22 protein-coding genes are annotated in these 17,731 nt (G+C 64.6%); 16 read left to right on the top strand and 6 right to left on the bottom strand.

Annotated features, from left to right (window positions below):
- Nucleotides 1-3 precede the first annotated feature (3 nt).
- The 9 genes from KB879_RS01620 (at nucleotide 4) to KB879_RS01580 (ending at nucleotide 5,099) form a co-directional block, all read left to right on the top strand.
- Nucleotides 4-729, top strand: coding sequence for a hypothetical protein (locus KB879_RS01620; RefSeq protein ID WP_211980608.1), 726 nt, complete (start codon nucleotides 4-6; stop codon nucleotides 727-729).
- Between the two features lie 9 nt (nucleotides 730-738).
- Entirely contained in the window at nucleotides 739-1,131 is a 393-nt protein-coding gene (locus KB879_RS01615) for a hypothetical protein (protein WP_211980607.1), read from the top strand.
- A 63-nt stretch (nucleotides 1,132-1,194) separates the two neighbouring features.
- On the top strand, nucleotides 1,195-2,181 hold the full coding sequence (locus KB879_RS01610; protein ID WP_211980606.1) for a hypothetical protein: 987 nt from the start codon (nucleotides 1,195-1,197) through the stop codon (nucleotides 2,179-2,181).
- Between the two features lie 2 nt (nucleotides 2,182-2,183).
- Nucleotides 2,184-2,951: a discoidin domain-containing protein gene (locus KB879_RS01605; RefSeq protein ID WP_211980605.1), complete on the top strand. Its 768-nt coding sequence runs from the start codon at nucleotides 2,184-2,186 to the stop codon at nucleotides 2,949-2,951.
- Between the two features lie 3 nt (nucleotides 2,952-2,954).
- Complete coding sequence (locus KB879_RS01600; protein WP_211980604.1) at nucleotides 2,955-3,353, top strand: hypothetical protein; 399 nt, start codon at nucleotides 2,955-2,957, stop codon at nucleotides 3,351-3,353.
- An 8-nt stretch (nucleotides 3,354-3,361) separates the two neighbouring features.
- Nucleotides 3,362-3,718: a hypothetical protein gene (locus tag KB879_RS01595; protein ID WP_211980603.1), complete on the top strand. Its 357-nt coding sequence runs from the start codon at nucleotides 3,362-3,364 to the stop codon at nucleotides 3,716-3,718.
- Nucleotides 3,719-3,762: 44 nt separating this feature from the next.
- Entirely contained in the window at nucleotides 3,763-4,248 is a 486-nt protein-coding gene (locus tag KB879_RS01590) for a hypothetical protein (protein WP_211980602.1), read from the top strand.
- Between the two features lie 160 nt (nucleotides 4,249-4,408).
- Entirely contained in the window at nucleotides 4,409-4,891 is a 483-nt protein-coding gene (locus KB879_RS01585; RefSeq protein ID WP_211980601.1) for a glycoside hydrolase family 108 protein, read from the top strand.
- Nucleotides 4,892-4,901: 10 nt separating this feature from the next.
- Nucleotides 4,902-5,099: a hypothetical protein gene (locus KB879_RS01580; RefSeq protein WP_211980600.1), complete on the top strand. Its 198-nt coding sequence runs from the start codon at nucleotides 4,902-4,904 to the stop codon at nucleotides 5,097-5,099.
- Nucleotides 5,100-5,120: 21 nt separating this feature from the next.
- On the opposite strand, the gene KB879_RS01575 is transcribed toward KB879_RS01580, so the two are convergent.
- From KB879_RS01575 to KB879_RS01560, 4 genes are all read right to left on the bottom strand, one after another.
- Nucleotides 5,121-5,954, bottom strand: coding sequence for a hypothetical protein (locus KB879_RS01575; protein ID WP_211980599.1), 834 nt, complete (start codon nucleotides 5,952-5,954; stop codon nucleotides 5,121-5,123).
- 62 nt (nucleotides 5,955-6,016) lie between these two features.
- Entirely contained in the window at nucleotides 6,017-6,346 is a 330-nt protein-coding gene (locus KB879_RS01570; RefSeq protein ID WP_211980598.1) for a hypothetical protein, read from the bottom strand.
- A gap of 998 nt (nucleotides 6,347-7,344) precedes the next feature.
- Nucleotides 7,345-7,974 (bottom strand): hypothetical protein, encoded by a 630-nt coding sequence (locus tag KB879_RS01565; RefSeq protein WP_249221234.1) that lies wholly within the window; start codon nucleotides 7,972-7,974, stop codon nucleotides 7,345-7,347.
- A 4-nt stretch (nucleotides 7,975-7,978) separates the two neighbouring features.
- Entirely contained in the window at nucleotides 7,979-8,200 is a 222-nt protein-coding gene (locus KB879_RS01560; RefSeq protein WP_211980597.1) for a DUF2188 domain-containing protein, read from the bottom strand.
- Nucleotides 8,201-8,306: 106 nt separating this feature from the next.
- On the opposite strand from KB879_RS01560, the gene KB879_RS01555 reads away from it, so the two are divergent.
- From KB879_RS01555 to KB879_RS01525, 7 genes are all read left to right on the top strand, one after another.
- The gene (locus KB879_RS01555; RefSeq protein ID WP_211980596.1) at nucleotides 8,307-8,516 is read left to right on the top strand and encodes a hypothetical protein; all 210 of its coding nucleotides are present in this window, start codon (nucleotides 8,307-8,309) and stop codon (nucleotides 8,514-8,516) included.
- A gap of 336 nt (nucleotides 8,517-8,852) precedes the next feature.
- Nucleotides 8,853-10,178 (top strand): sigma-54 dependent transcriptional regulator, encoded by a 1,326-nt coding sequence (locus KB879_RS01550; protein ID WP_041227706.1) that lies wholly within the window; start codon nucleotides 8,853-8,855, stop codon nucleotides 10,176-10,178.
- Nucleotides 10,179-10,416: 238 nt separating this feature from the next.
- Complete coding sequence (locus tag KB879_RS01545) at nucleotides 10,417-11,544, top strand: NAD(P)/FAD-dependent oxidoreductase (RefSeq protein WP_211980595.1); 1,128 nt, start codon at nucleotides 10,417-10,419, stop codon at nucleotides 11,542-11,544.
- 9 nt (nucleotides 11,545-11,553) lie between these two features.
- Nucleotides 11,554-12,246, top strand: a complete 693-nt coding sequence (creB, locus tag KB879_RS01540) for a two-component system response regulator CreB (protein ID WP_305852186.1) — start codon at nucleotides 11,554-11,556, stop codon at nucleotides 12,244-12,246.
- A 9-nt stretch (nucleotides 12,247-12,255) separates the two neighbouring features.
- The gene (gene creC, locus KB879_RS01535; RefSeq protein ID WP_013955392.1) at nucleotides 12,256-13,692 is read left to right on the top strand and encodes a two-component system sensor histidine kinase CreC; all 1,437 of its coding nucleotides are present in this window, start codon (nucleotides 12,256-12,258) and stop codon (nucleotides 13,690-13,692) included.
- 125 nt (nucleotides 13,693-13,817) lie between these two features.
- Entirely contained in the window at nucleotides 13,818-14,795 is a 978-nt protein-coding gene (locus KB879_RS01530; RefSeq protein ID WP_114133818.1) for a nitronate monooxygenase family protein, read from the top strand.
- Nucleotides 14,796-14,927: 132 nt separating this feature from the next.
- Nucleotides 14,928-15,296, top strand: coding sequence for a YbaN family protein (locus tag KB879_RS01525; RefSeq protein WP_013955390.1), 369 nt, complete (start codon nucleotides 14,928-14,930; stop codon nucleotides 15,294-15,296).
- Nucleotides 15,297-15,427: 131 nt separating this feature from the next.
- Here the strand turns inward: KB879_RS01525 and KB879_RS01520 are convergent, their stop codons facing one another.
- Together KB879_RS01520 and KB879_RS01515 are read right to left on the bottom strand one after the other, a co-directional pair.
- On the bottom strand, nucleotides 15,428-16,678 hold the full coding sequence (locus tag KB879_RS01520; RefSeq protein ID WP_211980593.1) for a phenylacetate--CoA ligase family protein: 1,251 nt from the start codon (nucleotides 16,676-16,678) through the stop codon (nucleotides 15,428-15,430).
- 92 nt (nucleotides 16,679-16,770) lie between these two features.
- Nucleotides 16,771-17,589 carry an ABC transporter ATP-binding protein gene (locus KB879_RS01515; RefSeq protein WP_211980592.1) on the bottom strand — a complete coding sequence of 273 codons (819 nt, stop codon included), beginning with the start codon at nucleotides 17,587-17,589 and terminating at the stop codon, nucleotides 16,771-16,773.
- Nucleotides 17,590-17,731: the final 142 nt, after the last annotated feature.

Here is a 17,731-nt window from a genome sequence, read left to right as displayed (position 1 = left end):
GCAATGTCAAACAGCACGACGCTACTCGACACCATCGCGGCGAATCAGGCAAGTAAGGAAGTCGTCGTAAATGCGCTGTTCGACGCCGCCAGCCCCGCGATGCTTTGGGGCAGGCACGCGAGCGCGTGCAACGGCCTGACGTGGGGTTACTACGGCGGCAACTATCAGACCGGCAGCACCGCACACGCCATCGCTAACGGCACCCTAACGCTTACAGCGAGCACGACAAACTATGTCTACGCCGACGCGAGCACCGGCGCCGTGTCGGTCAATACGACAGGCTTTCCAGCCGGTTCGATCCCGCTCTATAGCATCGTCACAGGCTCGACCACAGTGTCGAGCTATACCGACGTGCGCAGCTATCAGCCGAGCGCTGTAGCAAGCGCTGCCGGCGGCGTCTATGACGTTGGCGGGTACATCGGCGGCACGCCGGCAGACGGTGAGGTCGTATGGAAATTCTATTCGCCGCGCGCGTGGACGTTGCCGTCCGGTGCTCCAGGCGGAGCTAAGTCCGGCGCTGCCGCGACTGGCTCATCGGCTTTCACCTTTGCCAAGAACGGGACAAGCATCGGCACCCTTTCGTGGTCGGCGGGCGGCACCGTCGCCACGCTTTCTATTACGTCATCGACAAGCATCGCGGCTGGCGACTTGCTCACCCTCACTGCGCCGGCCCCGGCTGACGCAACGCTAGCTGATATTGCCTTCACGCTCGCCGGCACGCGGCCATAAGGAGGAATCATGACCATCGGTTTTGTTGCGGCTGTCCGTAACGCCATGCTGGACGCGATTACGACGCAGACAGGCGGCTCCGCGAAGCTGCGCATTTACTCAGGCACGCGCCCGGCCACCGGCGGCGCCGAGACAACGATACTGGCTGAGCTGACATGCAATGCGACGTTCGCCCCGGCGGCCTCTGGCGGCGTGCTGACGCTCAACTCGATTACGAGCGCTGCGGCGTCCGCCAGTGGCACGGCCACATGGGCGCGGCTGCTTAAATCGGACGGTTCGACTGTCATTGCAGACATGAGCGTCGGCACGTCCGGCGCCGACTGCAATCTCAATTCCACCGCGATTTCGAGCGGCGCCACGGTCAGCGTCACCTCAGCGACGATTACCGCCGGCAATCCGTAACCGACTCATCCCTAGCACCCGAAGCCCCGCAAACGCGGGGCTTTTTCTATTGGAGCGTCCGAAATGACAGTGCGGCTCTACAAGTCGACCGATGCGTCGGCACCCTCGCTGACGGGTCAAGTCGGCTCACTGGTTGCCCTGCTCGATGCGGTGCTCGTTAATGGGTACGGGTCGAAGACCGCTGCCGGCTGGACAAAAGCATTCAGCGGTACGAACTCGGCTAGCTATCGCATGGCGACGAGTGGCAACACCGGGTTCTATCTGGACGTGAATGACAACGCGCCATCGACTGCCCGCGAGGCGCGCATGCGCGGCTACGAAGCGATGACCGCTGTAGCGACTGGCACGAATGCGTTCCCAACGTCGGCGCAGTCTTCGTTCGGCCTAGTCTGCCGCAAATCCACAAGCGCAGACGCAACAGCTCGCCCCTGGTACATGGTGGCTGATGGCTCATGCTTCTATCTGTTCATTGATACCGGGGACTGGACGGCTCCGAACTATTCCACAGCATTCCAGTTTGGCGACTTTTTCAGCTACAAGAGCGGCGACGCTTATAACTGCTGCATCGTCAGCCGGCAGGCTGAGAATGACAACAACGCCTACCAAGAGAAGCTTGGCGAAATCTGCGTTAGCAACGTCACCACGCAGGTTCAAACCGGTTGCTTCCTCGCGCGCGCCGCGACTGGTGTAGCGGGTAGCGTCAACTTTGGGAAGTTCACTTCCATTCTGGTCGGCGTAGCCACCACTTCTGGCAGCGGGTACTGTGCGGCTGGCGGCTCGGGTGCTGCTATCAGTTACCCGAACTACCCTGATAGCGGCCTGTTGCTCGCCCCTCTGTTCATCGCCCATAACGGTTATGTGCGCGGCTACTTCAAAGGGCTTTGGGTTCCTTGCCACTTTCAACCGTGCGGCCATGGCGATCAGGTTAGCGGTACTGGCGTCATGTCGGCCAAGTCTTTCATCGCCATCAATACCCGGTCGAATTCCAGTGGCTCGAACGGATGGCAGTACGGGCAACTGCTCGCCGAATATTCGGATACCTGGAGCTAAACATGGCCGCGCACGTCTATTGGCGCTTTGTTCCACAATTGAACGGCGGGGGCAGTGTGTACACGGTGTCCTCGCTGATTCTCCGGTCGTCAGCGGGCGGCGCGAACTTAGCGACCGGTGGCACAGCTATTGGCTCGAACTATCAAGGCAGTTTCCCTATCGGGAACGCTTTCGATGGCAATGACAGTACGCGGGCGATCAGCAGCAACTTAAACAGCAGTCCCATCGGCTATCAGTTATCGAGCGCCGCCGATATTGTCGAGTACGCCATCTATGGCCGCAACGATAATTCGTCCTTCCTGAACGAGCTATGGTCGGCGTGGAACTTAGAGTATTCCGACGACAACGTGAACTGGACGCTGGCAGACAGCGTACGAAATCAGTCATGGGCGCTCAGTGAGCAGAAGACGTTTACGGTCGGCGCAAATACGGGCAACCCTTCCGGGCTATCGGTCGGGAAGCGAATAGACGTGATGTTTCCCGCTATAGAGGCGGCGCCGCCGAGTGCGAGCGTGCAACCGCTCGGCAAGGCGCCGGCCACATCTGCGCGCACGGTATCAGGCACCGTCACAGTCGGCGGCGTGGCAACGGGCGGCTTGCTTGTGCGCGCCTATGCGAAGCTGACCGGCGAGTATATCGGGCAGGCAACCAGCGCGGGCGATGGCACCTACTCAATCAACTGCGGCAACGTATGGGCCGATGTGTACGTCATCGCTTTTGACCCGACGACGTACCGCGCCGTTACCTACGATCAGATTGTGCCGGGGTAAGCCATGCCATACACGCCGCCCGCACATGACGCCGTCAACGTTGCTTTCACTGGCGGCAGCTACACGCCCCCGGCGCACAGCTCCGTCAATCTCGATTTCGCGCCCGAGGGATACAGCGGCGCGATAAGCGCGTCTCTCGACAACGCGACCGCGAGTTTTACAGCGGCAGAGACCTTTAACGGCACCATCGGCGCCACGCTTGCAGACGCCACCGCGAGTTTTGACGAAGGCACGCCGCCAATCACCGGCGCCATTGCCGTGACGCTTGATAGCGCGACGATGAGCGCATCAGGTGCGGAAGTCTTTAGTGGCACGCTCGGCGCCACGCTCGACAACATGACCGCAAACATGGTCGGCTCATCCGGTCGCAAGCGGCGCACTGTGTTCGCAATCGTGGCATAGGGGGCGCAATGGGTGGCGAACTTGTTTTCAAAGACATTGGCGCGGTTCTCGGCACTATCGCCGGCACGCTCGTTGTCGGCTCAGCGCTCATCTTCCGGGCGTGGACCCGGCTCAAGCTCGACCATCAAATAGGGTCGTCGGAAGAGGCTGCGCTCAAGACGCTTACCGCTGCTGTCGAGAACTGGAAAGGTCTCTATGAAACCGCATGGCAACAGGTCGTAAAGGAAAGGGAGCTGCGCGAGTCTGCCGAGCATCGCGCTACGGAAACCACGCGCGAACTCGAAGAGCTGCGCGCGCAGGTCGCTGAGCTTAAGCGCGAGGTGCAGCGCCTCACCGTTGCTGTGAACCGGATTCCAAAGGAGTAGCGATGATGGCCTTTCGGGAACGTGCGCGGCGGATTTGGTCACACATGGATGGCCCGCTCGGCATCTTGCTTGTGCTAATCGCTGTCTTCGCGCTGGGTTGGTCGCTGCGCGCCTGGCAAGACAACGCCGAAATCAATCGAATAGACTCGCGCGTGCATAGCGTACAGGCGTCCATGTCGCAACTCTGTACCGAGCGCGTGACAGACCTCACGAATGCGTACAACCTTCGCCAGCAAGCCGTGGATGCGCTCATGAAGGAACAGACCGACCGCATTACCGAACAGTCGGCGCGCATCAGCGAGCAATCAGACCGCATCAAAGACTTGACGCACGAACTTGCCCTAGTCGGCAGGACGACGAGCGAAATTCAGCGCAAGCAGCGCACGGCTGTGGCATCGCCAGCGGTGGCAAAGGCCGTCGCCAAGGAAGCTGCAAAGCAGACCGTGGACGAGACGAACGAACAAGCGCGCGCGCTCATCAATCGCGCGATTTCCCGCCCTGCACCGCAACCACAGCCTCCGAAGAAATGAAGACGCTAGCCCTTATCGCGGCTGCCTTATTGCTCGCCGGCTGCTGCACGACGCCAACGGCGCGACACTGCGACCCGCTGCCGCAGATGGCTGACGGCCAGACCTTGCAGGAGTACACGCTTGACGTGGTGCAGCGGTACAAGCTCTGCCGGGGTGCACCATGACCGACGACTATTACTTCGCGCGCGCGTTCGACATTGTTGTCGGCATCGAAGCCGGGTACACAAACCCCGACCCAAAGGTCGACCCCGGCGGCGAAACGAAATACGGCATCAGCAAGCGTGCCTATCCCCATCTCGACATTCCCCGCCTTACCCTGGACGACGCGCGGCAAATCTACCTCGCCGACTATTGGCGCGTTTGCTCTTGCCATCTGATGCCGTGGCCGCTGTCGCTGTTCGTCTTCGACTGCGCGGTCAATCAGGGCCAGCTGACAGCTAAGCGGCTGCTACAGCGCGCGCTCGGCGTGACTGTCGACGGCGTCATCGGCCCGAAGACTGTCGGCGCCGCCATCATCGCGAAACGGGAAGCGCTCGCACGCTTCATGATGATGCGCGCCTTCCAATACATGATCGCCCCCAACTTTCCCCCCAACGGGCGCGGCTGGTTTACGCGCTTGTTCCTTGTCACCTTGAACGTATGAGAGGCACGCCATGGAAGACACGAAATCAATCCTTGCGAGCAAGACCTTTTGGGGCGCCGCCATCGTGCTCGTCTCCACCGGCTTGCAGCTTGCCGGCATCACGGACGCTAGCGGCTACGCGAACGACGCCGCAAGCATCCTCGGCGCCGTGCTGTCTATCGTCGGTCGCGTCACAGCATCAAAGGCCATCGTCCCGCCCAAGAGCTGAGCGCAGGGCAACCCCGAAACCTTACACGTTGAAATTGCTCAATAGTTCAAAGCCTTTCGTTGTAGCCTCAAAGAGTGCTTGTCCGTCTTTCGCTGCTCCCGCGGCGGCCTTTAGCCCGCCAAGCAGCATCGAAATTTTGGACTTGTTGATTTTCCCTGAACGGGCCGCGCCGGAGCACTCGCTAACCACTTCAGAAAACTCCTTCTTTTCGCCTTCGCTGATGCTGGTGGCCTTAATGAGCGGTAATAACTCATCCAACATCTCCGCTACCCTAGGCGACGAATTTGTCGTTTGGCTTACATGTGCAATAGAGCTTGCACCGGTCTGTAAGGCGCCGATGTTGGCTGCGCCGTTAAAAACGATACTCATGGCTTGTTGTTCTTTTCGCCTTTTCAGGAGTTGTTCGTGCCGTGCGATCGTGTACCGGATTTCTCCATGAAGCTCAGACCGTGCATTTGCGCAGGCTGCGTAGACTGCCTCCGAGATATGAGCCATCGGTTTTTCACCAAAGGCATCGGACGGGTGCTGCTGGAGGAAAAATTCCTGCATCCGCTCAGGGCTTGGCGCAATTCCGCCTGAGATTGTTATCAGGCGTGTCTCATCTTCTTCAGTCGCGGCCAAGTCGAGTTCGGAGAGGGCCGTTGACAGGCTCTGCGCGATATTCCGATTTAGCTTGCGGTAGGCTTCAATTGTGAGATTGCCGGCTTGTTGAGAGAAATAGCCGCTACCTATCATGCCTTTGTGCGCGCACTCTGCCTTATGTGAACCATAAGCTTTGTGCAATTCATCTTGCCATCCGTGAGTATCGTGGGCAATGCGATGGCGCAACAGTTCTTCCTCAGCGGTTGTGAGCATTGGCACTTCCTAGTGAGTCCGGGGTCGATAGTTTTAAAAAATAAGCTACGGCTGGTGAAGCTCTATTGCCGGCGCTTCTGTAGATCGGCGACGAGGTAAACAATCGCGTTTACGGCTAGGTTGAGGGGGTTAGCTCTGCAATAGTTGTCCGTATAGAGCAAGATCGTATCGACGTCCACGCCCTTAAAGGGATCAATGTCGCGCCCTATGACATAGCCCGATGCAAAACCCGTGAGCCAATTTAGCGCCGCCACCCCGGCGACCCCCCCTTCTGTACGGGCTGCGATCCACTGTCCGCATGATCTGTCGCCGAAGGTAGAAACTGCCCACGCTGGCATGCTCAGCGTCATACCGATACAGAGCGCAAGCGCCGCCGTTTTTGTTTTTCTCATACCTTATGATCCCCCGATCTTTTTGTTGTAACAGCGGCAGTCTATCGGCTCGGGGTGAGTTCGACTAGCGCGCGAACCGCTTCGCGCCATCCCGATAGAGCGAGCCGGCGCGCATCCCTAATGTCTACCGGCAAACACCTCGGAGGTCGCCTACAAATGCGCGAACACCATCAAATGGACCCCAGCCAGACATTGCTTTCGTGTAAGTAACTTTTCTTGCCGTCGCATCGACGGCCCAAACTTCCATAGTCGATCTTCCGTTCTCAACGGTTCCGCAGACAATGGAATTTGGCGTGAGGTAGTTGCAGGGGAGATTAGACGGGGAAACGCTGCTTCGCGAAGGATCGACCCTGACCTGAAAATCGGTGGAGGAAATTCCATCTTTAGTGATGGCGTACTGCTCTCCAGAAAGCGCGCTGTAGCCTTTCAGGCCGCCGGCAACCCAGCATTCGGCGATAGCGGGGGCCGGAAGAAGGCTGATGGCAATTATCAGACTCGCTAGCCTCATCTGAATCTCTCATGTCTTGGAAGAGGCCTAAGAGTAGCATGTGGCCAATTACGATGAACGATCAAATCGCTTCGGCGGCACTGCACCTGGACGCTTGGGGTCGCGCGAGCGCCCGTCGGACCGGCATACCGGCTCCGGCGCGCTTTACCCGCACCGTCCGCCTCAGCATCAGCGCATGACTCGACAATCCTCCGTCGCTTCGACGTTGGCGGAAAAGAAGTTGGCGGAAAACGGAGAGGGTGCCCGCGCGTCATTCAGTGGCTGCCCTCTCCTTAAGGACAAAAAAAGAGCCCTCGGGGTCCGGGGGGTGCCCCGAGGGCCGTCAAACGGCCTCGGGGTCCGGGGGGGTGCCCCAAGGGCCGTCAAACGCGGGGCGAAACAGCAGCCCCGCGCCTTCCATGCTGAACGATAGTCGCTGAATCGGCATCCGCCGGAATGTCTACACCGCTGCCCATTTAAGTGTGTTTCAACGGCGAAAAGGGCCATCCGGTTACCGGGTGAAGCGTTGGTGTGGTACGGCGCCGGGCCGCTTGATTTTTATCCAGTCGCGCGAGCGCTCGCCACCCTGATACAGCGAGCCGGCGCGCTTCCCCACCACTCCCTCCAGCCCCAGCGTGAGGGCATGGCCGTACAGCCAGGCGCCATCCTCGACGCTGTCCACATACAGCAGCCCCGCCGGCGGCTCGTCCAATAGCTTCCGCAGAGCGGCTTTGCGCCGCTCAATGGGCTGCCCTCGGAAATCCTTCCCTTTGCCGACCAGCAGGTCGAACACGCAGTAGGCAACGTGGGCAGCGCCCTTGTGCCAGCCTCGTCGACGCGCGCGGGCGTGCAGCCGCTCGAAGTCGCTCCGGCCAATGTCGTCTAGCACGCAGACCTCGCCGTCTAGGATGTATCCGGCCGGCAGGGCAGACAGGGTCGTGACCAGTTCGGGGAACCAAGCCGTCGCGTCGGCCCCGTTGCGTGACTTCAGTCGCGGCGTGCCAGTCGTTGCCAGCATCCGATAGCCGTCGTACTTAATTTCGAAGTGCCAGCCGGGCTCGCGCGGGAGGGTCTTCCGCTCGGTCAGCAGCATCGGCTGCAGGTCGTCCAGCGTCGGCGCCGGCGGCTGCCGGCTGGCCATGTCATTAGCCCGGGATGTCGCGCGGGTCGTTGCCGAAGGAGTTGCGCTCTCTGATCTGCCCGTCGAGGCCGTGGATGAACAACTCGACTTTCATCTGCTTGGCCTTCTCGGTGCCGGCGGCGATGGCCTCCGCTTGCGTGTCGTACGTCTCTTTGCCGTGGCCACCCTCTATCTCAACGGCCCAGCCGTCACCGGCGGGTACTACGTGGATGTTTTGTCCTGGCATGGCTGTCTCCTGAAGTTTATGGAGCCCAGTCTCTGCGCGCTTCCCGCGGGCGGGTATCAGGCTCTGTCCGACATGCCTATACTGTACGTATATACAGGTATGATTCATGTCCTCCACCGTCTTCTGCCCGCCTCCCGAGCCGCCGCCCGACTACACGATCTCCGACAAATTCCTCTGCGAGAAATGCTCGCGCGCGCTCGTCGCGGTAGTGGTCGAGTATCCGCATAACAGAGTGGTCTACGAGTGCCAGATTGACCCGTCGCGCCCGAAGTTAATGTGGTGCGTCGACTTCAGCCGGGAGCCGGGGGTGGATTAGATCACCGATCGGTTGCTGGCTGCCTCACGCCAGCGCGCGCTACATTCGCCGCACGCCTCATGTTGACTGGCAGAATAGCGACCGGCACCCCGTCCATTGTGCGGCGTTCTGAGCGCTCAAAAAAAACGCCCCGAGCGGTGCCGGGGCGCTAAACCTCGCTTGCCAGACCCTTGGGAGGGTTGCCCGGCAAGAGGGGTGCACAACTGTGTGATCTGGCGCTCATACTTCCCCAAAAAAGAAAGTCTGCATGGGTCTATCACCGGGGCGATTATAGCCGCGCCCCGAATTGCCCCAAAAAGTAGGCTAAGTCATTGATTTTATTGAAGGAAACTGTCCATGCAAGACGGTCTGCGTGTCCTGTTTGTCGAAGACGAGCCGCTGGTGCGTCAGGCCACCGCGCAGAGCCTGGAGCTGGCCGGCTTCGCGGTGCTGGCGCTGCCCTCCGCCGAGGCCGCGATCCCGCACCTGCACGGCGCCTTTGCCGGCGTGGTGGTGACCGACGTGCGCCTGCCCGGCGCCAGCGGCCTGGACCTGCTGCAGCACTGCCGCAACGCCGCGCCGGGCGTGCCGGTGATCCTGGTGACCGGCCATGGCGACATCACCATGGCCGTGCAGGCCATGCGCGAAGGCGCCTACGACTTTATCGAAAAACCCTTCGGTGCCGACCGCCTCACCGACACCGTGCGCCGCGCGCTGGAACGCCGCGCGCTGGAACTGGAAAACCAGGCGCTGCGCCGCGAACTGGCCGGCCCTGCGGCGGGCACGCGTATCATCGGCCGCTCGCCCGCGATCGGGCAGGTGCGCGCGCTGGTGGCCAATGTCGCGCCCACCGACGTGCCGGTGATGATCAACGGCGAGACCGGTACCGGCAAGGAACTGGTGGCGCGCAGCCTGCATGCGCTGTCCGGCCGTGCCGAAGGCCCGTTTATCGCGCTGAATTGCGGCGCGGTGCCCGAGGCCATCTTCGAGAGCGAGATGTTCGGCCACGAGGCCGGCGCCTTCACCGGCGCCGGCAAGCGCCGCATCGGCAAGCTCGAACATGCCTCGGGCGGCACGCTCTTCCTCGACGAGATCGAGAGCATGCCACTGGCGCTGCAGGTCAAGCTGCTGCGGGTGCTGCAGGAAGGCTCGCTGGAGCGGCTGGGGTCCAATGCCTCGGTGAAGATCGATGTGCGCATCGTCGCCGCGGCCAAGGGCGACATGGATGCGCTGGTGGCGCAGGGCAGCTTCCGTGAGGACCTGTACTACCGGCTGAACGTGGTCACCATTGCGCTGCCGCCGTTGCGCGAACGGCGCGAGGACATCGTGCCGCTGTTCGAGCATTTCTCGCTGGTGTCTGCGGTGCGCTACCAGCGGCCGGCGCCGATCCTGTCCGAGGCGCAACGCCAGGCACTGGCCCAGCGGCCCTGGCCTGGCAATGTGCGCGAGCTGCGCAATGCCGCGGATCGGATGGTGCTGGGCGTGCCGGAGGGCGGGCAGGCAGGTGCGCAGGCCGCGGGCCCCGATGAAGCCGCGCCGCTGCGCGAGCGGATGGAGCACTTCGAGCGCGCCGTGATTGCAGATGCACTGGCGCGCACCGGTGGTGCGGTCAGCCAGGCGGCGGACTTGCTGCAAGTCGGCAAGGCTACGCTCTATGACAAGATCAAGCGCTACGGGCTGTGATGTCACGCTGCCTTCATTCCGCTGCCACGGGGCCGTCACATTGGCGGACTATCCTTCGGTGGCGGTTGTGGCATTGGCAGGTGCCCGCCGTGTGTATCAATCTTCGTGGTAATTGATGGCCCCGCGTATGCGGGGCGTTTTTTTGGGTGATTCACCCCGCCCCGCCACTTCACACTGCCCACACACTCCCCTCACCCCCGCTGGCCAGACTGGAGCCCTTCCATCTCCGGGAACTGCCATGCCCTCTTTCGACTACGACATCGTCATCGCCGGCGCCAGCTTTGCCGGCGCAGCCTGCGCCCTGGCCGCGGCACGCGCGGGCCTGCGCGTGCTGGTGCTGGAACGCAAGACCGATCCGGGCGACAAGCTCCACACCACCGGCATCCTGGTCAAGGAAGCCATCGAGCAAACCTGGCTGGGCCGCGCGCCGGCCGACTGCGTGCACCGGGTGGAGCAGGTGCGGCTGTACTCGCCCAAGCTGCGCAGCATCGACCTGAGCGCGCCGGGCTATTACTTCCACACTACGGATACGCCGCGGTTGATGCGCTGGCTGGCCGCCGAACTGGTGTGCCACCGGGTCGAACTGCGCCTGGGCCAGGCGTTTGTGGGCGCAGTGCCGCGCCACGGCGGATGGCATGTGACCGGCGTGGGCAATACGCGCTATCTGGTGGGAGCGGACGGCGCGAAGTCGCGCGTGGCACAGTGTGCCGGGCTGGGGCGCGTGCACAGCTTCCTGTATGGCGTGGAATACGAGTTCCCGGGACTGGCGCTGCCCGAGCCCGGCGCGCTGCACTGCTTTATCACCCGGCGCTTCGCGCCCGGCTATATCGGCTGGATCGCGCAGAACCCCACCGGCGTGCAGGCCGGCCTGGCGCTGCGCTACCTGCCGCGTCACGGCCGCGCGCCGGACCTGGACGGGCTGCTGGCGCATGTGCGCGAGCGCGCCGGGCTGCCGCAGCTGGCGCAGCCTGCGGCGACGCGCGCGGGCCTGATCCCGTGCGGCGGCCCGGTCTTCCCGCTGGCGCGCGACGGCGTGATCCTGACGGGGGATGCCGCCGGCATCGTCTCGCCGGTCACCGCCGGCGGCATCCACTATGCCTTTGCCCATGGCGAGTCAGTCGGCCAGGCCGTGGCCGCGCACCTGCTGCGCGGCGGCCCGGCGCCGGAAGCCGTCGCCACCGCCAGCGCGCCGCGCTTTCGCGCCAAACGTGCGCTGCGCTGGATGTTCGACCGCTTCCAATGCGACTGGCCCTTTGACCTGATGCTGTACTCGCCGCCGCTGCGCTGGGCGGCGGAGCAGATCTATTTCCACAAGCGCCAGGGCGACGAACCCGCGCCGCCGGCCCGCACGGCGGCCAGCGCCTAACCGGCTAGAATGCCGGGCATGGAACAACCGCGGATCCTGGTGGTGGAAGACGAGCAGGCCATCGCCGACACCATCCTCTATGCCCTGCGCACCAACGGCATGCTGGCCGAGCACTGCACGCTCGGCGGCGCCGCGCTCGAGCGCATGCGCGCCGGCGCGGCCGACCTGGTGATCCTCGACGTGGGCCTGCCGGACCTGAGCGGCTTCGAGGTCTGCCGCACGCTGCGCACCTTCAGCAATGCGCCGGTGGTCTTCCTGACCGCGCGCCATGAAGAGATCGACCGCATCGTCGGGCTGGAGATCGGCGCCGACGACTATGTGGTCAAGCCCTTCTCGCCGCGCGAACTGGCCGCGCGCGTGCGCGCCATCCTGCGCCGGGCGCGCGGCGGCAGCACAGCGAAGGGCGACGAGGTCGCCGGCTTCACCCACGATAAGGACGGCGCTCGCCTGGCCTACCGCGGCCGCTGGCTGGAGCTGACCCGCTACGAGTACCTGCTGCTGGCCTGGCTGGTGGCGCATCCGGGCCGTATCTATTCGCGAGCGCAGCTGATGGAGGGCGTCTGGGAAGACGCGCTCGACACCAGCGACCGCACCGTCGACACCCATATCAAGACCCTGCGCGCCAAGCTGCGGGAGGCCTCGCCAGACGGCGCCGATCGCATCCGCACCCATCGCGGCATGGGCTATTCGCTGGAACCGTGAGCGCACGCCATGCATATCGGCCTGCGCATCTTCTTCGGCTTCTTCCTGATCGTGGGACTGGCCACGGTGCTGACGCTGCGCGTGTTCGTGCAGGAGGTCAAGCCCGGCGTGCGCCAGGCCATGGAAGACACGCTGATCGACACCGCGCACGTGCTGGCGGCGCTTGCCGCCGACGACATGAAGGCCGGCCGCATTGCCGACGGCGAATTCGCGCGGCACATGGCGGCGCTGCGCGACCTGCCGGTGGACGCCGATGTGTCGGGCCTGCACAAGGACAGCATCGGCTACCGCATCTACGTGACCGATGCCAGGGGCATCGTGCGCTTTGACTCCACCGGCACTGACGTGGGCCGCGACTATTCGCGCTGGAACGATGTCTACCTGACGCTGCGCGGCAAGTACGGCGCGCGCAGCACGCGCACCGACCCCGACGACGAGGCCAGCACCGTGATGCACGTGGCCGCGCCAATACGCGACGGGGACGGCGAGCGCATCATCGGGGTGCTGACCGTGGCCAAGCCCAATGCGGCGATGGCGCCCTTTATCGAGCGCAGCCAGCGCAAGATCCTGCTCTACGGCGGCCTGCTGATCGGCGCCGCTTGCGTGATCGGGCTGGCCTGCACGCTGTGGCTGGCGCATGGACTAAGCCGGCTGCGCGGGTACGCGCGCGCGGTGGCGGCCGGCGAGCGCGCCGAGATGCCGCTGCGCGGCGGCAGCGAGCTGGCCGAGCTGGGCCGCGCGGTGCAGGGCATGCGCGAGCGGCTGGAAGACAAGCAGTATGTCGAGCACTACATCCACACGCTGACCCATGAGATGAAAAGCCCGCTGGCCGCGATCGGCGGTGCCGCCGAGCTGCTGCAGGAAGAGATGCCGGCGGCGGACCGCCAGCGCTTCGTCGCCAATATCCGTGCGCAATCCGGACGGCTTGAAACCATGATCCGCAAGCTGCTGGCGCTGGCCGACGTGGAGCAGCGCCAGCGCCTGGAAGTGCGCGAGCCGGTGCGGCTGGCCCCGCTGCTGGCGCAACTGGGCAGCGAGCTGGAGCCGCGCGCGCGCCAGCGCGGCGTGACGCTGCGGCTGGCCGCCGACGCCAGCCCGGACCTGGTCGCCGGCGATCCGTTCCTGCTGCGCCAGGCCATCGCAAACCTGCTGGAGAACGCCATCGACTTCGCCCCGCCGGACAGCGAAGTCACGGTGCGGCTGGAGCGCCGCGGCGGCGCGCTGGCCATCGCCGTCGCCGACCAGGGCCCGGGCATCCCCGACTACGCCCTGCCGCGCGTGTTCGAGCGCTTCTATTCGCTGCCGCGCCCGCACGGTGCGGACAAGAGCACCGGCCTGGGCCTGTGCTTTGCACGCGAGGTGGCAACGTTGCATCATGGCGATGTCACGCTGGCCAACCGCCCCGGCGGCGGCGCGCTGGCGGAACTGACCCTTCCGGCAGCATAGTTCCACGAGGTGACCGAACCGGCATAGACTGGGGCTTCTAACGTGATCGCGCTGAAACTCCCTATAATCGAACGACCGTTCATTTAGGGCGCCCGCGAGGCCCGCCCAGTAGTTCAGGAGACACCATGCCCGCCGCCAAGCAACTGCCCCAGGCCCTGCAGAACCTGGCCCTGCCCGTCATCGCCTCGCCCATGTTCATCGTCAGCTACCCGGAGCTGGTGCTGGCGCAGTGCAAGGCCGGCATCGTCGGCTCATTCCCGGCGCTCAATGCGCGCCCGGCGGAGCTGCTCGACGAGTGGCTCACCCAGATCGAAGGCGAGCTGGCCACCTTCAAGGCCGCCAACCCGGGCGCGCAGGTGGGCCCGGTCGCGGTCAACCAGATCGTGCATACCTCGAACGCGCGGCTGGAACACGACGTGAAGGTGTGCGTGGACCACAAGGTGCCAATCTTCATCACCTCGCTGCGCGCCCCGGTCAAGGAAATGATCGACGCGGTGCACAGCTACGGCGGCATCGTGCTGCACGACGTGATCAGCCTGCGCCATGCCGAGAAGGCGATCGAGGCCGGCGTCGACGGCCTGATCCTGGTGGCGGCCGGCGCCGGCGGCCATGCCGGCATGCTGTCGCCGTTCGCGCTGGTGGGCGAGGTGCGCAAGATCTTCGACGGCCCGATCGCGCTGTCGGGTTCGATCGCCACCGGCGAGGCGGTGCTGGCCGCGCAGGCCATGGGCGCGGACTTTGCCTACGTGGGCACGCGCTTTATCGCCTCGCAGGAGGCCCACGCGGCAGAGACGTACAAGCAGTCGATCACCAGTTCGGCCGCCGCCGATATCATCTACACCAACCTGTTCACCGGCGTGCACGGCAATTACATCCGCGAAAGCATCAGCAACGTGGGGCTGGATCCGGACAACCTGCCGGTGGCCGACAAGAGCAAGATGGACTTCTCCAGCGGCGCCTCCAAGGCCAAGGCGTGGAAGGACGTGTGGGGCGCCGGCCAGGGCGTGGGCCAGATCCACGACATCCCCACCGCCGGCGAAATCGTCGTGCGCATGAAAGCGGAGTACGATGCCGCCAAGGCGCGCCTGGGTATCGCGCGCTAAACCCCAGTCACCACCGGGCCGCTGTTGCGGCCCTTGCTCCATCCATTGCCTGGTCCTAGCCCCGCCACCCCGCCCGATTCCGCTCCAGACGCCGTCGCCACACTGAGCCGCCGGCAGCAGGCGCTGCGCGCCATGTGGGTGGTGCTGGGTGCGGCTTTCCTGCTGCTGGGGGTGATCGGCATCTTCCTGCCGGTGCTGCCAACCACGCCATTCGTGCTGCTGGCCGCGGCATGCTTCGCGCGGGGGTCCCAGCGCTTCCATGAGTGGCTGCTAGGGCATCCGCGCTTCGGGCCGCTGGTCAGCGACTGGCAGCGCTATCGCAGCATTCCCTTGCGGGCCAAATGCCTGGCGTTGTCGATGATGTGGGCGTCGATGGGGACGACCGCGTGGCTGCTGCGGGCGCGGCCGATTGCTTCGGCGGCGCTGCTGGCTTGTGCGGTGGGGGTGAGTGTGTGGATGGTCAGGCTGCCGACGCGGCCGGTGGAGGGGGGGAAGTCTTGAAAGCGCGGGCGTACTAAGGCGCGTCACTCCACGCACCGGCCCTCTCCCCCAGCCCTCTCCCGCCTGCGGGAGAGGGCTGGGGGAGACGGCCGGGGTATCAACGAAGTCGATCCTGCCAGCCGCCACCCAACTCAATCGTAGCTGCGCGCATCCTCGATCAGCTTCCCATCCTGCGGCAACGACCCCGCCGCCACGAAGGCCACTTCACCGCGCAGCCGCATCACCTCGCGCAGCGATTCCGCCACCGCACGCTGCAAGTCACCATCCTCGCGCGTAGCCTCGCAGCGCAGCGTCATTACGTCCGCGCCAGGGTCGCCAGTCACCACCAGCCGCGCCACGCGAATCTCCGGATGCCGCCGCAGCACGTCCGCCACCTGCCCCGGATGCACGAACATGCCCTTGACCTTGGTGGCCTGGTCGGCACGGCCCAGCCAGCCCTTGAGCCGGATATTGGTGCGCCCGCACGGGCTGGGCCGTTGCGACGACTCCGCCACGATGGCCGACAGGTCGCCGGTGCCGAAGCGGATCAGCGGGTAGTCGCCGTTGCCCAGCACCGTCACCACCACCTCGCCGGTCTCGCCCTCGGGCATCGGCCGGGAACCGCCGGGCTCGACGATCTCTACCAGCACGCCCTCGTCCACCACCCAGCCGTCGCCGCCCTCGGTCTCATAGGCAATCAGGCCGACGTCCGCGGTGCCATACATCTGCTGCACGCGCACGCCGCGCGCCTGGAACCAGGCCCGCAGCGACGGCGGCAACGCCTCGCCCGAGACCAGCGCCTTGGCCAGGCTGGTGCAGGGCGTGCCCAGTTCGTCGCCGCGCTCCAGCAGCAGCTTCAGGAACGACGGCGTGCCGGCGTAGGCCTTGGGCTGCAGGCTGGCCAGCGCCTGCACCTGCGAATCGGTCTGGCCGACACCGGCCGGGAACACGCAGCAGCCCAGCCGGTGCGCGCCGGTCTCCATCATCATGCCGGCCGGGGTGAAGTGGTAGGAGAAGGTGTTGTAGACCAGCTCGCCGGCGCGGAAGCCCGCCGCATGCATGGCGCGGGCCACGCGCCACCAGTCGGCGTCGTGGCCGTCGGGTTCGTGGATCGGGCCGGGCGACTGGAACACATGGCGCAACTTGCCCAGCGGGGTCGCGTTCAGGCCACCCAGCGGCGGCAGCAAGCGCTGGCGCGCGGTCAGGTCCGACTTGCGCGTGACCGGCAGCGCCGCCAGCGCCGCGCGCGAGGTCAGCAGCCGCGGATCGACCCCGCTCAGCATCTCGGCAAAGTAAGGGGCGTTGTCGCGCGCATGGGCCACCTGGCGTGCCAGGGCGGCAAGGAGCGCCTGCTCGCGGACTTCCGGCGCGCGGGTTTCGAGCGAATCGAAGTGTTCTGGCATGGTGCTGTGCGTCAGGGAATGGGATGCGGCATGCCGTCGCGCCACAGGCGCGTGGTGGCAATGCCGGATAAATTGGGTCGGCTTACGTCGGCTCAGGCCAGCCAGCGCTTCCTGCGCCGGTAGCTCTTCACATCGCGGAACGACTTGCGCCCGGCACCGTCGTCCGCATCGTTGGCGGCCACGCCCAGGTAGAACTCCTTGACATCCTCGTTGGTGCGCAGCGATTCGGCGTCGCCGTCCATCACCACGCGGCCGTTTTCCAGGATGTAGCCGTAGTCGGCATAGCGCAGCGCCACCATGGTGTTCTGCTCGGCCAGCAGGAAGCTGACGATCTCGCGCGAATTCAGGCCGCGCACGATCTCGAAGATCTCCTCGACGATCTGCGGCGCCAGCCCCATCGAAGGCTCGTCCAGCAGGATCATCGCCGGCTTGGCCATCATGGCCCGGCCGATCGCGCACATCTGCTGCTCGCCGCCAGAGGTGTAGCCGGCCTGCGACTTGCGGCGCGTCTTCAGCCGCGGGAAGTACTCGTAGATCTTTTCCAGCTCGTCGCGCGTCTGGCCGCGCGACAGGCCGCGCGTGTAGGCGCCGGTGAGCAGGTTCTCTTCGATGGTCAGGTGCGCGAAGCAGTGGCGCCCCTCCATCACCTGGATCACGCCGCGGCGCACCAGGTCGTTGGGCGTGAGCTGGTCGACGCGGTCGCCGCGATATTCGATCGAGCCCTTGGTGACATCGCCGCGCTCGGCCTGCAGCAGGTTGGAGATGGCCTTGAGCGTGGTGGTCTTGCCCGCGCCGTTGGCGCCGAGCAGCGCCACGATCTTGCCTTCCGGCACTTCGAGCGAGACGCCTTTGAGCACCAGGATCACGTGATCGTAGATGACTTCGATATTGTTGACGGACAGAAGGCTCATGGTGCGGCTCGTGTTGGTGTTGCGGTTTCCAGCTTGCCTATTGGGTACTCCCTCTCCCTCTGGGAGAAGGTTGGGGTGAGGGCGGGCGCTGCCACGAAGTGAACGCGCTCGCTATTGCCAGCGCCGGCCCTCACCCCCGCCC

It is taken from the genome of Cupriavidus sp. KK10 (genome assembly GCF_018223725.1).
GTDB classification, from domain to species: domain Bacteria; phylum Pseudomonadota; class Gammaproteobacteria; order Burkholderiales; family Burkholderiaceae; genus Cupriavidus; species Cupriavidus necator.
The sequence above is the reverse complement of the archived record's forward strand: the minus strand, read 5'-3'. Positions and strand labels throughout refer to the sequence as shown.